The 14,903-nt window shown below is 53.3% G+C and carries 14 protein-coding genes; 8 read left to right on the top strand and 6 right to left on the bottom strand.

Annotated features, from left to right (window positions below):
* The first annotated feature begins 8 nt into the window (after positions 1-8).
* From hpf to yjgA, 6 genes are all read left to right on the top strand, one after another.
* The gene (gene hpf / locus PCI15_RS05940) at positions 9-299 is read left to right on the top strand and encodes a ribosome hibernation-promoting factor, HPF/YfiA family (protein WP_205659709.1); all 291 of its coding nucleotides are present in this window, start codon (positions 9-11) and stop codon (positions 297-299) included.
* 18 nt (positions 300-317) lie between these two features.
* Positions 318-779 (top strand): PTS IIA-like nitrogen regulatory protein PtsN, encoded by a 462-nt coding sequence (gene ptsN, locus PCI15_RS05935; RefSeq protein ID WP_271273429.1) that lies wholly within the window; start codon positions 318-320, stop codon positions 777-779.
* A 1-nt stretch (position 780) separates the two neighbouring features.
* Positions 781-1,647 carry an RNase adapter RapZ gene (gene rapZ / locus PCI15_RS05930; protein ID WP_271273428.1) on the top strand — a complete coding sequence of 289 codons (867 nt, stop codon included), beginning with the start codon at positions 781-783 and terminating at the stop codon, positions 1,645-1,647.
* Positions 1,648-1,707: 60 nt separating this feature from the next.
* Positions 1,708-1,977 (top strand): HPr family phosphocarrier protein, encoded by a 270-nt coding sequence (locus tag PCI15_RS05925; protein WP_205659712.1) that lies wholly within the window; start codon positions 1,708-1,710, stop codon positions 1,975-1,977.
* A 129-nt stretch (positions 1,978-2,106) separates the two neighbouring features.
* Positions 2,107-3,456 (top strand): magnesium transporter, encoded by a 1,350-nt coding sequence (gene mgtE / locus PCI15_RS05920; protein WP_271273427.1) that lies wholly within the window; start codon positions 2,107-2,109, stop codon positions 3,454-3,456.
* 38 nt (positions 3,457-3,494) lie between these two features.
* Entirely contained in the window at positions 3,495-4,037 is a 543-nt protein-coding gene (gene yjgA / locus PCI15_RS05915) for a ribosome biogenesis factor YjgA (protein WP_271273426.1), read from the top strand.
* Between the two features lie 23 nt (positions 4,038-4,060).
* On the opposite strand, the gene PCI15_RS05910 is transcribed toward yjgA, so the two are convergent.
* The 6 genes from PCI15_RS05910 to PCI15_RS05885 all read right to left on the bottom strand — a co-directional run bounded on the left by PCI15_RS05910 (position 4,061) and on the right by PCI15_RS05885 (position 12,636).
* Positions 4,061-7,981, bottom strand: coding sequence for a YhdP family protein (locus tag PCI15_RS05910; RefSeq protein ID WP_271273425.1), 3,921 nt, complete (start codon positions 7,979-7,981; stop codon positions 4,061-4,063).
* 5 nt (positions 7,982-7,986) lie between these two features.
* A complete protein-coding gene (rng, locus tag PCI15_RS05905; RefSeq protein ID WP_271273424.1) occupies positions 7,987-9,468 on the bottom strand; it encodes a ribonuclease G in 1,482 nt (493 codons plus the stop codon).
* Positions 9,469-9,535: 67 nt separating this feature from the next.
* A complete protein-coding gene (locus PCI15_RS05900; protein ID WP_271273423.1) occupies positions 9,536-10,123 on the bottom strand; it encodes a Maf family protein in 588 nt (195 codons plus the stop codon).
* Between the two features lie 17 nt (positions 10,124-10,140).
* On the bottom strand, positions 10,141-10,629 hold the full coding sequence (gene mreD / locus PCI15_RS05895; RefSeq protein ID WP_271273422.1) for a rod shape-determining protein MreD: 489 nt from the start codon (positions 10,627-10,629) through the stop codon (positions 10,141-10,143).
* A gap of 2 nt (positions 10,630-10,631) precedes the next feature.
* Positions 10,632-11,516, bottom strand: coding sequence for a rod shape-determining protein MreC (gene mreC / locus PCI15_RS05890; RefSeq protein WP_271274586.1), 885 nt, complete (start codon positions 11,514-11,516; stop codon positions 10,632-10,634).
* 76 nt (positions 11,517-11,592) lie between these two features.
* Positions 11,593-12,636, bottom strand: coding sequence for a rod shape-determining protein (locus tag PCI15_RS05885; RefSeq protein WP_205659720.1), 1,044 nt, complete (start codon positions 12,634-12,636; stop codon positions 11,593-11,595).
* Between the two features lie 433 nt (positions 12,637-13,069).
* Between PCI15_RS05885 and gatC the strand changes: the two genes are divergently transcribed.
* Together gatC and gatA are read left to right on the top strand one after the other, a co-directional pair.
* On the top strand, positions 13,070-13,357 hold the full coding sequence (gatC, locus tag PCI15_RS05880) for an Asp-tRNA(Asn)/Glu-tRNA(Gln) amidotransferase subunit GatC (RefSeq protein WP_205659721.1): 288 nt from the start codon (positions 13,070-13,072) through the stop codon (positions 13,355-13,357).
* A gap of 78 nt (positions 13,358-13,435) precedes the next feature.
* A complete protein-coding gene (gene gatA / locus PCI15_RS05875) occupies positions 13,436-14,890 on the top strand; it encodes an Asp-tRNA(Asn)/Glu-tRNA(Gln) amidotransferase subunit GatA (RefSeq protein ID WP_271273421.1) in 1,455 nt (484 codons plus the stop codon).
* Positions 14,891-14,903 lie beyond the last annotated feature (13 nt).

Here is a 14,903-nt window from a genome sequence, read left to right as displayed (position 1 = left end):
AGATTGCCATGCAAATCAATATTTCTGGTCACCACGTCGAACTGACAGAATCACTGAGCAACTATGTGCACAGCAAATTCAGCAAACTGGAACGTCACTTCGACAACATCACCAACGCCCAGGTCACACTGAGCATTGAAAAAACCCGGCAAAAAGCCGAAGGTGATGTTCATGTAGCCGGTGGCCAACTGTTCGCCACACACGAACACGATGACATGTATGCCGCAATTGATGGCCTGATCGACAAGCTCGACCGCCAGGTTATCAAACATAAAGAAAAACTAAAGAATCACAAATAGCAACGTTTCTGAAACCTTATGTTAATCAAAGATCTACTTACCCCCTCAAGAGTGCTCCACGCTCTTGAGGGCGGCAGCAAAAAACGCACCCTGGAACTCATCAGTAAAACCATCGCCCAACAGTCAGACGACCTTGAAGAAGAAGACATCTTTTCAGGCCTGATCGGCCGGGAACGCCTGGGAAGTACCGGTATCGGAGAAGGCGTCGCTATTCCCCATTGCAGACTGGACCACTACAATCAGGTGGTTGGATGCCTCGTTCAGCTGGCCAATCCCATTGATTTTGACGCCATCGACGGCGCGCCTGTTGATCTGTTGTTTGTCTTGCTTGTACCCACTGACGCCTGTGATAAACACCTGCAAACGCTGGGCAACCTGGCAGAACTGTTCAGTCAGACCGAATTTCGTCAACAGCTGCGCAGTGCTTCCTCCGGCGAAGAATTACTGCAGGCAGCGACCCATTACAAGGTGAATAACTGACATGAAACTGGTAGTGATCAGCGGCCGTTCCGGCTCGGGTAAAAGTACCGCTCTGCAGGCGCTGGAAGACATTGGCTTCTACTGCATCGACAATCTGCCTGCCCACCTGTTACCCCAACTGATCACCCGCCCCCCGGAAAAAACCAGTAACGATGCACCGCAAACCCTGCTGGCGGTCAGTATTGACGCCCGTAACCCGCTCAGTAATCTGGAAGAGTTTCCGGCAATTCTGAAAAAACTGCGGGAAAAACAGAACATCAGCTGTGAGCTCTTATATCTGGACAGCAACGAAGAAGTGCTGCTTAAACGTTACAGTGCCACCCGGCGCAAGCACCCGCTTTCTAACGAACAGCGCAGCCTGAAAGACGCTATCGAGTATGAGCGCGAGCTGCTTGGCCCGTTGGCGGAACTGGCAGATCTGCGTCTGGACACCACCCGCCTGTCACTGTATCAGCTGCGCGACAGCATCAAACTGCGCATCATGCAGAAACAGGAACAGGGGCTGTCTATCCAGTTTGAATCTTTCGGTTTCAAATACGGTCTGCCGCTGGATCTGGACTTTACCTACGACGTCCGCTGCCTGCCGAACCCATACTGGCTGCCCCCCCTGCGCGAGTATACCGGCCTGCAACAACCGGTTATCGATTTCCTCAGCCAGGAAACAGAAGTCAGTGAAATGCTGGCGGACATCACCGGTTATCTGGAAAAATGGCTGCCGGTATTCGAAAAAAATAACCGCAGCTATGTCACAATCGGCATCGGCTGTACCGGCGGCCACCACCGCTCAGTGTTTATCGCCGAGCAGTTAGCTAGCCATTTCAGACGAACTATGGATAATGTTCATGTCAGGCACAGGGAACTTCCCTGAAGCGGCAAACAGCTTTGCCCCCACCCTGACACTGTAAACAACGGAGGCGTATCAGGACTTATGCAGGAACAACAGTTAACCATCATCAACAAACTCGGCCTGCACGCCCGGGCCGCCGCTAAGCTGATTAACCTCACCAGCAAGTTCAGCTGTGATATTCAGCTGGCAAAAGATGGCCGTCAGGTTGATGGCAAAAGCATTATGTCGGTCATGATGCTGGCAGCCAGCAAAGGCACCGAACTGACGATCAGTACCGACGGTGAAGATGAACAGGAAGCACTGAACGCAATCGTTGAGCTGATAAATAACCGTTTTGACGAAGCAGAATAAGCCTGCCACACCCGCTCCTGCCGCAATCATCCCTTATCCCTTGAAAAACAATCCGCTATAATAGCCTTTCACCGGTGATAAGCCGGTTATGCCTGCCCGTCACTTTTTCCGGAATTGCTGAGGCCCTGAATGATCGAAACCACTGAAAGAACAGATCTAGATAAACTCTCAGAAGCTGTGGAAAGTGGTGAGTTCAAACAGATTCGTTATACCCTCAACAATACCCTGCGCCCCTCTGAGGTCGCTCACCTGCTGGAAAAATCGCCACCGAAAGAACGGCGCCTGCTCTGGAGTCTGATTCACCAGGAACTGGAAGCCGATGTACTGCAGGATCTGGGGGATGATGTACGGACCGAAATCCTCAGCCAGATGGACGCGCAGGAAGTTCTGGCCATCACCGAAGCCCTTGAAACCGATGACATGGCCGACGTCATCCAGCAACTGCCGGAAACCCTGACCCGGGAAATTCTGCGCTCAATGGGCAGCCAGAACCGGGAACGTCTGGAAGCGGTATTGTCTTACCCGGAAGATACCGCCGGCGGCCTGATGAACACAGACACCATCACGGTGCGCCCGGATATCAGCGTGGAAACAGCGTTACGCTTCCTGCGCCGGCACGACGAGCTGCCGGATATGACCGACAGCCTGTTCGTGGTTAACCGGAAAGATGAATACATCGGCAACCTGCCGCTGACCCGGATGCTGGTCAGCGACCCGAGCATCACTGTCCGGGAAATCATGTCCACCGACGCGGAACCCATTGAAGCAGAAATGCCGGATGACAAGGTCGCACAACTGTTCGAACAGGAAGATCTGGTATCCGCACCTGTGGTAGACGAAAATAACAAGCTGCTGGGCCGTATCACCATCGATGACGTGGTCGACGTCATCCGTGAAGACGCCGACCACTCGCTGATGAGTATGGCGGGTCTGGACGACGACGAAGATACTTTCGCCCCGGTTATGAAAACCACCCGCCGCAGAGCGGTATGGCTGGGGGTTAACCTGATTACGGCCTTCATTGCCTCAGCGGTCATTGGCATATTTGAAGACACCATCGATAAGGTGGTTGCCCTGGCGGTACTGATGCCCATTGTCGCCAGTATGGGCGGCATTGCCGGCAGCCAGGCATTAACGCTGGTGATCCGGGGTCAGGCTCTGGGCCACGTTGAACGGTCTAACGCCGGCTGGTTGCTGAACCGTGAACTGGTGGTCGGCACTGCCAACGGTATCCTCTGGGCCATTGTGGTTGCAGTGATTGCGGTACTCTGGTTTCAGGACACCACCATCGGCCTTATTATCGGCTGTGCCATTGTCATCAACCTGATAGCTGCTGCGCTGGCCGGCACGCTGTTACCGATTATTCTTAAAGCCTGGGGAATCGACCCGGCACTGGCCGGCAGCGTATTACTGACAACCATCACCGATGTAGTAGGCTTCTTTGCCTTTCTCGGTCTGGCAACCTTCTTCTATAGTTAGTGGCATACCCGCTAACCCCCTTAAGTTAAGTGGACATTATGAGTAACCAATATTTCCCGGACGCCGACGAACAGTTTAACGATGATGAAGAATGGGTTTCAAAAACCCAGCGTAAGCGCGAAATGGAAGCCTTACAGGATCTGGGCGCCAAAATCACCGCGCTGAACAAAGAGCAGGCTGAACAGGTACCAATGAGTGAGGAGCTGCGTGCTGCCATCGTTGAAGCAGGCCGCCTTCAGCCCCGTTCAGAGGCGATTCGCCGCCACCTGCAATACATCGGCCGGTTGATGCGCAGCGAAGACACAGAAGCCATTGAAGCCGCCCTGGACCGCTTTGAAGCGGGCAAACAGGCACATGCACAGATGTTCCATAAACTGGAACGCTGGCGTGACCGCCTGATTGAGGGTGACAATGCTGACCTGCAGGCCTATCTGAATGAAGATGACGGTGCCGATATTCAGCACCTGCGCCAGTTGCTGCGCAATGCTAAAAAAGAGCTGTCTCAGAATAAACCGCCGGTTGCCGCCCGGAAGCTGTTTAAGTACCTCCGGGAACGGGCTGAGTCCCGCTTCCAGCTTTAAATCTTTCCGGCTAAGGACGCGGGTCAGTTTTCAACCACACCCTGCGTCCGGTCTTTTCCGGAAGTAATCAGTTCGAACTGCGGATCGCCCCAGTCGCCCTGCATCCGGTAGCGCACCGCGGCCACCTTTTCTTTAATTTCATCGCCGAACAGTTTATCGATGATAAACGCTGCGCCGGCAATCTGAGGCGCGCCTAACAGAGCAGCCGCAATCGGCAGGTTATCGGTCACCGGCAAGGTGACCTGCATTTCCGTATTGAGCGTTTCCGTCACCAGATCGATATCACCGGTGAGCTGAACATCGGCCGAAGGGCCATCCAGTGTCAGAGGCTCCACACTCGACGCGATACCGTTTTCAATCCGGTAGCGGCCTTTAAGTACATCGAAACTGACGCCCTTGGCAAACAGATCCTTGAAATCCAGCCGCAACCGCCGGCCAAGGGTATTCAGGTTCAGAATGCCAAAAATACGCAAAAAGTTACTGGAAGTTCCGCTTTCAATCAGTCGCCCTTCTTCCGCAACAAAGTCTGCGCCCCCTCTGACACGTCCCAGACTGAACTGCCAGGGCGCACCGGACCAGAACATTTTGGTATCCGCACGAAACTCTCTGGTTTCCAGCACCTTTTGATAGCCTGCAGTCATCAGACTTTGTCCGACATTATCGCCCCGTAAGCTCAGGCGCAGTTCTGACTGCGAAGGCGTACCGGAAGACCAGCGTATATCACCTTTAATATTCAACTGATCCATACGCCCGTACAGGTCACTGAATACGCTGTCGCCATCCTGGGTTCGCAGACTAAAGCCCCACTCTCCCCAGCGCTTACCGTGGTACACCAACTGACCAACTTTTACATTCGCAGCCGGCAACTGACCAGGCCTGATGGCTGAATCCACAAACGGCGCTTCTGCTGCATTATCACCGGCATCTTCAGGCAACAGGGCATCAAGGTCGATATAGGCCAGATCCAGCAAATATGGACGGTTATCACTAATCGTGAGCGACCCCTGCACTGCGGAACTGTGAAGGCTGATCCGGCGCTGCTCACCAAGGTCCTGCAATTCTAAGCGGACATCTTTAAGCCGGGTGGTTCCAAAAGACACTTCAGACAGCGTCATATCAATTTCTGCAATTGCCTCAAGCGCCGCCGGCGATGCCGATGCCGTACCGCCCGGGGCCGGCGAAGTCTCATTCACCAGACCGTTAGCCGATAAAAACTGCTGTAATTCGTCGATATTTAAACGGTCAAGGTAACCAGACAGACTGTACCCCGGTTGCGCAGGTAAAGAGGTTTTCTGCGTGCCAAAATCAAACTTAGCACGTTCAATGTCCTCCCCTCTCAACACCATCGCCGCCGCCAGCCGCTGACCTAAGTTAAACGTCAGCGTCGGCGTAGCCGCAAAATTCATAGAGAATCGCGAAGGCAATCTTTCACCTTTTGGCTTATTAAGCGGTGCAAAAAAACTCAGTTCAGTGTCCTTCAGATCACTCTCAATCTGCAACTTAGAACAACTGGCCGTTGCACAGATATCCAGCGTAGCGGTATACGCCTGCCTGCCCTGCATACCGCTGAGCACGGTTTCTCCGGTCCATTGCTGAATTTTCTTCAGCTCGACCCGGGAGTTTAACGTCGTCGAAGTAACGGTGCCCTGCCGGGTATTCCGGCTGAGAATGGTAGCGCTAAACGGCTCTCCGAATATCTGCCCTTTCAGTGACGGTGATGACAGGCCCTTGCGCTGATTATAATTCAAGCGCCCGACCAGCCCGGACAAACTTAACTGACGCGCGTCTGAGCTGAGCTGCCCTGCAGATAAATCCACAGCCACATCCACATCAGGTACCGCTTCAGGATCGTCCAGCGGTAAATTCAGGTTCACGGCAGTCTTTGCCTGCCCGGTTACCCGCCATTGCTGCAACTCTTCAACCGGTTCAGAAAAGATATTGCTGCCCAGCAGCACATCCTGAATATTACCAGCATCCCCCTGAGCCCATCCCAATACCCGTAATGTTTCGGTTCCCGGTGGTAAATATACCCACGCCTGCTCCAGAGCACTGCCCTTTAACTGACCGCCGGTGGCATAAATTTCCAGCCCTTCTTCACGCATCAGCATGGTGGCATCCGTGCCAGTAACGGCAGGCCAGTTCGGATCATAGTCAATGGTGCCGCCCTTCACATCCAGGAACAGCTGAACAACCTGCGGTTCATCACTGAAAGCCGAACGGGTATTGGTATGAAGCAACAGACTTCCTTCAGTCACCTGCCCCTGCTTCACGGCAGCAGTTACCCAGTTATTCAGTTCGTCAGAAAGTTCTTTATGGGGAATCAGGGTCGGCGCTAACCGGCCATCGGCATCTTTAATGCCAATCAGCAATGTCAGCTCGCTGCGAATCTCAGGATCAAGCGGCAGATAAAGGCTCCAGCGGCCACTGGCGTTTATCCCTTCTTTGCGGAGGCGCACAAGGTCACTGCTGAGCGTCAGCACCTGCTCCTTCAGGTGGAAAAAGGTTGTGCCGCGGGCATAGTCAAAACGCCAGCCAGCATTAAACTCTTCCGGAAAGAACAGACCAAGATCATCGCTGGCCAGATCAATCCGGCCATTCAGCTCATCATCCTGATACGCCAGCTCAAGACGGCCATCCACACCCTGCATCGCCGGTGCACCTTCATAGCCGTTAAATCCAACCCGGTCCAGATCGGCAACAGCGGCAAAATCCAGAGGGCTGAAAGCAGGTAATCCGACAGCGGCCAGATCAACGCCTCCCTCCGGGTCAGCGTCAGACAGAACAGGCCAGTCCACCTGAATATTCCGAACATTCCCCTGCAAAGCCAGCAAAGCGATTTCATCACGCACTGCCTGCGGAATAAAAGACTGCTGTAACAGCCAGGCCTCCAGACGACCAAGATTCTGCTCAGGCATGGTAAAACGCAGGCTGTCATGACGCTGCTGCAGCACCGCCTCGTTAATTCTTAACCGGGCCGAGTCCAGCACACCTTCCAGATGACTGGCCCGCAAACGCTTCAGGCCGGCCTCTTCAGAAAACACCAGATCCGCAGTAAAGTCTTCCAGATGAACAGGCTGAGGCTGTTCAAGTAGCAACGATCTGATATCCATCCGGGTACGCAAGCGGCTGATCGCGCCATTGCTCCAGCGCCCCCAAAGGCTGATACCGGCATCAAGCTGCTCAACATCCACCTCATTCAGCCCACCAACGCCCGGCAGCAACCGCCTGACGGTATCAAGCAGGCCAGTGGATAACGCATTGGCCTGCACATAAAAATCCACTGCCGGTGTCTGCTTAAGGCCATTGCTTTCCAGAACCAGCCGCAGGGTATTCGCAGGTTCACCGGCAACCGCCAGTTCCAGCCCCACTGACAGCTGATGCTGTTCTGAGGTATTTTCTAACTGCGCAGACTGCAGCTGTACAGCCACCGCGTCCCCCTGGGACGGCTGCAGTAAAATCTGGCTGTCTGATACATAAATACGCGGCTGATTCAGCAACAGAGTGAGCCATTGCGGCACTTCCGTTTGCAAACCGGAACCAGGAGCAACAGGCACCTCAGCACCAAGGTCTGCCGGCAGAATGACACGGGTCTGAACACCGCGCACATCTATACGCTGAAAAAGAGGTTCACCCCGTAACAGGCTGGCAACAAAATTGAAGCTCAGATCCAGACTTTGCACCTGAACATCCAGATTTTCATCCGGTAAACGGGCCTGCAGATCACTGACATACAGTCGCGGATAGCGTCCGTCCCAGTCAGCACTGATCTGCTGCATGCTGATCTCAGCATTCAGCTGCCGGCTCAGATAACTGCTGATATCTTCACGATAATCGCTCACCAGCGGCATCATCTGCCGGATTGCCAGCATCGCAATGACCAGCAACAGCAAAACAGCCAGCACCAGCCAGTTTAGCCAGCGAACGCCTGTTTTAAGCAACCACATGGTTTTTACCGCAGCACCACATCATAGTGCTCAGGGCTATACATTGCTTCCGCCTGAAAACGGATTGATTTACCAATGAAGGCCTCCAGTTCAGCAACATGATCCGAAGCATCATCCTGCAGCATATCCACCACAGACTCCGAGGCAAGCACCAGATAGCTATCGGTATCATAGGCCCGGTGCTGACGCAGAATTTCCCGAAAAATCTCGTAACACACGGTTTCCGGTGTTTTGATCGAGCCACGCCCCTGACAGTGATTACAGGGCTGACACAGCACATGCTCGAGACTTTCCCGGGTCCGTTTGCGGGTCATTTCCACCAGCCCCAGTTCAGATACACCGGTCAGTTTGCACTTTACATGATCCCTTTCCAATACCCGTTCCAGCGTCCGCAATACCTGACGCTGATGGTCTTCATCCACCATATCAATAAAGTCGATAATGATGATGCCGCCCAGATTTCTTAAACGCAGCTGTCGGCCTATCGCGGTAGCGGCTTCAAGATTGGTCTTAAATATCGTTTCTTCAAGGTTACGGTGGCCCACATAAGCACCGGTGTTAATATCCACCGTGGTCATCGCTTCGGTCTGATCAAAAATCAGATACCCACCGGATTTCAGTTCAACTTTACGGCCCAGGGCTTTCTGAATTTCTTCCTCAATATTATAAAGATCAAAGATCGGCCGTTCGCCGGGGTAATACTCCAGAATATCGCCAATCTGCGGCACCAGTGCCGCAGCAAAATCCACCGACTTCTGGAACGTCTCTTTAGAATCAATCCGGATACGCTCAACACCGGCATGAGCCATATCACGCAGGGCACGCATATTCAGTGGCAGATCTTCATAAATAATCGATGCCACCGGAGACTCTTTAATCTTACGTTCAACGGCACGCCATAAACGGCAAAGGAACTGAATATCCAGCGTCAGTTCCTGCTCGCAGGCACCTTCTGACACTGTTCGTAAGATAAAACCACCGATATTGGTATCGCCGTCCTGACCAAGATCAGCAACGGCTTTTTCAACCAGATTACGTAACCGGTCACGCTCATCGCTGTCTTCAATACGCTGGGAGATACCAATATGCTCATTACCCGGCATATACACCAGATAACGGGAAGGAATAGACAAATTAGTGGTCAGGCGGGCACCCTTGGTGCCCAGAGGATCTTTAGTCACCTGCACGACCAGTGGCTGGCCTTCGCGTAACAGGTGGTTAATGGCAATGTTGGCTTTGCCTGAATCATCAGCGGAATCAGGTCTCTGTAACTCATCAACGTGGATAAACGCCGCCCGCTCCAGACCGATATCAACAAACGCCGCCTGCATACCGGGCAACACCCGGACAACCTTACCTTTATAAATATTACCGACAATGCCGCGACGCTCTGCCCGTTCTATGTAAATCTCCTGCGGCATTCCGTTCTCAATGACTGCTACCCGGGTTTCCATCGGGGTAAAGTTAATCAGTATCTCTTCGCTCATCATCTATCCTTACGTGTTTGCCGCTATACAGAAACTATCAGCCGGAGTTATTACATTGTCATGACATTCATTCTGCTGCGCATTGCCAAAACGGCACCTTAAATACATTCAACAGATCTGCAGTTTCGGCCAGCGGCAAACCGACTACAGACGAATAACTTCCGCTCATACTGGCAACAAACACCGCACCCAGCCCCTGAATCCCGTAACCACCGGCTTTGTCTGCCGGCTCACCGGTTTCCCAGTACCTCAGGCATAACTCGTCAGACAGTTCTTTAAACTGCACACGGGTTGAGACTGCACGTACCTGTGTTTGTTCATTATTAACTATAGCCAAGGCCGTCATAACCTGGTGCTCACGCCCGGAAAGCGCCTGCAACATTGCAATGCCATGCTCACGGTTACGGGGCTTACCCATGACCTGATCATCCAGCACGACGACAGTATCCGACCCCAGTACGGGCAAATTCCGTCCGCTGCGCTCCCAACCCGCCGTGGCTTTCTCCACAGCCAGCCGTTTTACAAAATCATCGGCGCTTTCATCCGGCCGTTTTACTTCCGGGATATCTACAGGCTGTACATCAAAACGCACCCCTATCTGCTGCAATAATTCGCGGCGACGGGGTGAAGCAGATGCAAGAATAAGATCGGACATTGAAAAAACCTGTCTGGTTAACTGACCCTGAAAGTACGCCGCAGGCCACGCAGGATCACAAACATCCAGGGCCATAAAATGGCGCTGATCAGCGCCGGCAGCAAAAAGATCAGGCTGTCACTGCGGGTACCTATCAGACCATGGAACCAGTTAAACAGTAACTGATTAATGCCCACCAGAATCATGACCACGAAAGCTTGCTGCCATAAAGGGAACATCCGTAAACGCCGGTGCAGCATCAGTGTCAGATAGGCAACCACCAGCAGCGCGATCACATTCAGTCCCAGCGGGATACCTTTAATAATATCCAGCGCCAGCCCTAATAAAACAGCACTGCCCAGACCGACCCGCTCCGGTAATGCCATTACCCAGTAAATCAGAATAATGACAACCCATTCCGGGCGAAACCACTCAACCGATGTAGGTAAAGGCACCTGGCTGAGCATCAGCCCCAGCAGAAAGGTACCGAAAATAATCGCGCCGCCACCCGGCTCCTGCTGACTCACCTTCAGGACTCCGGCTGAGCAGCGGCGTCAGCCTCCTCAGCAACAAGTTCTCCGGCGAGCGGTAAAGGCTCAGGCTGCTGTTCGGACAAATCCACCAGCAGAATATGCCGGCTCTTATTCAGCCGTGCAGTGGGCTTAGCTTTAACCGTTGCAAAGGTTTGTCCCGGATCTCTTGTTACGCTGGTAATACGCGCCACCGGATAGCCCCGGGGGAAACGTCCACCCAGACCTGAAGACACCAGCAAATCCCCTTCCCGGACATCAGCGGTATCCGGCACATGCCCCAGCTCCAGCTCATCAACAGAACCGTTACCCAGGGCAATCGAACGAAAACCGTTACGGTTTACTTCCACAGGAATCGCATGCCGTGAATCGGTAATAAGCATTGCCCGGCTGGTATAATGAGACAATTCAATAATCTGCCCCATGATGCCACCTGCATCCAGCACTGCCTGCCCCACATAGACTTCATCTTCTGAACCTTTATTCAGAATAACCTGATGCTGGAACGGGTCCGGATTAATGCCAATCAGCTCGGTCAGCGTGACATCATTGGCCAGACGCTGACTGCCATTCAGCAGTTCACGAAGACGCACGTTTTCCGCCGTCAGCGCCGACACCTGAAGCACTTTACGCTTCAGCAACAAAGCCTCCTGACGTAACTGACGGTTCTCTTCGATCAGCTGCGTCCGGGTAATCAGCACGTCACTGAGTTCATCCGCCACCTGCGCTGGGGTATCCACCAGCCACTGTAAGGGTGTAATCGCCAGAGAAAGGTATGCGCGCGTCTGATTCATCTTGGCCCATTTCAGGTCAAGCACCACCAACGCAATTGCAAGGACTAATAAAATAATAAAGCGGGCCTTTAAGGACCCGCTTCTGAAGATACTGCTAATGCCACACCTCCTGAAAATCGTCAGTCAGGCAGGCACTGTTCCTGAAGCTCATTTTCAGCATAGCAATTTATTCGTATGTCAGTAACTCAAAGGCATGCTTGTCAAGCAACTCAAGAGCACGTCCGCCACCCCGGGCAACACAGGTCAGCGGATCCTCAGCTACGATCACCGGCAGGCCGGTTTCTTCACTGATCAGCTTATCCAGGTTACGCAACAATGCACCACCACCGGTCAGCACAATGCCGCGCTCAGCGATATCGGACGCCAGTTCCGGCGGACACTGTTCCAGCGCACTTTTCACCGACTGTACAATGGCAGACAGTGGCTCCTGTAACGCTTCCATGATTTCATTGCTGTTCAGCGTAAAGCTGCGGGGAATACCTTCCGCCAGGTTACGGCCACGGACATCAATTTCACGGGTTTCAGCAGCCGGATACGCGGTACCGATTTCCTGCTTGATCCGTTCAGCAGTTGCATCACCGATCAGGCTGCCGTAGTTACGGCGAATATAGGTCACGATGCCTTCATCAAAACGGTCACCACCCACACGGACAGATTCCGCATAGACAATACCGTTCAGGGAAATGATCGCGATTTCAGTGGTACCACCACCGATATCTACCACCATTGAACCGTTGGCTTCCTCAACCGGCAGACCGGCACCGATTGCTGCCGCCATCGGCTCTTCAATCAGGTACACCTCACGGGCGCCTGCGCCCATGGCCGATTCTTTAATTGCCCGCCGCTCAACCTGTGTTGACTGACAGGGCACACATACCAGAACCCGCGGGCTCGGTGTCAGGAAATTATTATCATGAACCTTGCTGATAAAGTGCTGCAGCATTTTCTCAGTCACATGGAAGTCGGCAATGACGCCGTCTTTCATCGGACGGATAGCGGTAATGTTACCCGGGGTACGTCCCAGCATGCGCTTGGCATCGGTACCGACGGCCGCAACAGCTTTTTGCGCACCGTTACCGCTCTGGCGAATCGCCACCACAGAAGGTTCATTGAGTACGATATCTTTATCGCGAACATAGATAAGGGTGTTTGCCGTCCCTAAATCGATAGATAGATCACTGGAAAAAATCCCGCGAATTTTTTTAAACATTGACTGTCCGCCTTACCTGAATATCTTACTCTAGCGGCGCAAAAAAAAGACTGCGCTATGACTATGAAACCTGCGAAATAGTTTGAAGATTTACTCTAATTATCAGAGGTGTTCCGGAGCTGTTCGCAGCTTCCTCTTAAAAATGTCCCACTGTAGCAATGGCGGGGATTTTGGGCAAGCAACAAATGTGTTAACGTAGCGCTTTATTTTCAATAAGCTATAGATAATCTGCCGAATACACACTGAGGCGCATCCAAGCCTCCGGCTTCGCTGCTATCAGCCATGCTGGAGACAGCAGATAATGCATTCAGTTCAGGTTATTTAAGCAAGACTGAAATCAACGCAAACGGCATATTTTGCCCATGGCTTTCACCGCGATGGTCAGGCAAAATTCCCGGGCTAATCTTTTAATCAGTTTTATGAGTATCCAACCATGGCACTAGATCGCTCAGACGTGGAAAAAATCGCCCACCTGGCGCGCCTGCAAATCAACGAGCAGGACATCCCGGAATACACCACGACCCTCTCCAGCATTCTGGACTTAGTTAATCAGATGCAGGCTGTGGATACCGCTGATGTGGCACCGATGTCACACCCGCTGGATGCCGTTCAGCGCCTGCGCACTGACGAAGTGAGTGAACCGAACAAGCGCGACCACCTGCAAACCGTTGCACCCGCTGTTGAAAACGGCCTGTTCCAGGTTCCGAAGGTTATCGAATAACCTCTGCTCAGACTCTCTGAAACGAGAAGCTCCACTGAGCCCGTTACCCGAATTTCGATTTAAGGATCACCCATTACCATGTTTGAAAAAACACTTGCCGAACTGGCACAGGGACTAGACAGCGGCGAATTCAGCAGCGTCGAACTCACCCAGGCCTACCTGCAGCGCATTAACGAACAGGACAGCCGGTATAACAGCTACATCAGCGTTACCGAAGAACAGGCCATCGCACAGGCCAAAGCCGCTGATGCTCAGCGCGCCAACGGTGAAGCCGGCGCATTTACCGGCTTGCCAATTGCCCATAAAGACCTGTTCTGCACCGAGGGCGTACGCACCAGCTGCGGCTCGAAAATGCTGGACAACTTCATTTCACCATACAACGCCACGGTTGTAGAAAAATTCAATCAGGCCGGCGCAGTGACACTGGGCAAGACCAACATGGACGAATTCGCCATGGGCTCGTCCAACGAATCCAGCTTCTACGGCCCGTCCCGTAACCCGTGGGATACCGAGCGGGTACCCGGCGGCTCTTCCGGCGGTTCTGCAGCGGCCGTTGCAGCCCGTCTGGCACCGGCAGCGACCGGCACCGATACCGGCGGTTCCATTCGCCAGCCTGCCGCACTGACCGGCATCACCGGCATTAAGCCGACCTATGGCCGGGTTTCACGGTTCGGCATGGTCGCGTTTGCCTCCTCTCTGGATCAGGGTGGTCCGATGACCCGCACCGCAGAAGATGCTGCGATGATGCTGAACGTAATGGCCGGTTTCGATCCGAAAGACTCCACCAGCCTGGATAAAGCGGTACCGGACTTTACTGCCGACCTGAATCAGCCATTAAAAGGCCTGAAAATCGGCCTGCCAAAAGAGTACTTCGGTGAAGGCATCGACGCAGGCATCGCAGAACAGGTTCAGGCAGCCATTAAAGAATACGAAGCCATGGGCGCTGAAGTTAAAGAAATCAGCCTGCCTAACACCCACCTGGCCATCCCGGCTTACTACATTGTGGCACCGGCAGAGGCCTCGTCTAACCTGTCCCGCTTCGACGGCGTTCGCTACGGCTACCGCTGCGAAGACCCGGCTGATCTGGAAGACCTGTACAAACGTAGCCGCGGTGAGGGCTTCGGCCCGGAAGTACAGCGTCGTATCATGGTCGGTACCTATGCGCTTTCAGAAGGTTTCTACGATGCTTATTACAAAAAAGCGCTGCAGATCCGCCGCCTGATCCAGCAGGACTTTGCCAACGCACTGGCTGAAGTTGATGTCATCATGGGGCCGACCACACCGCACCCGTCCTGGAAGCTGGGTGAAAAGAGCGCTGATCCGGTTGCCATGTACATGGAAGATATCTTCACGATCTCCCTGAACCTTGCCGGCCTGCCGGGCATGTCTGTGCCATGCGGCTTCAGCAACGGCTTACCGGTTGGCCTGCAGATTATCGGCAACTATCTGGCGGAAAGCCGCCTGCTGAATGTTGCCCACATGTTCCAGCAAGCAACTGACTGGCACAAAAAAGCACCGGAAGGCATCGCGTAACACTCGCGACAAT

It is taken from the genome of Aliamphritea hakodatensis (assembly GCF_024347195.1).
GTDB classification, from domain to species: Bacteria; Pseudomonadota; Gammaproteobacteria; order Pseudomonadales; family Balneatricaceae; genus Amphritea; species Amphritea hakodatensis.
The sequence above is the reverse complement of the archived record's forward strand: the minus strand, read 5'-3'. Positions and strand labels throughout refer to the sequence as shown.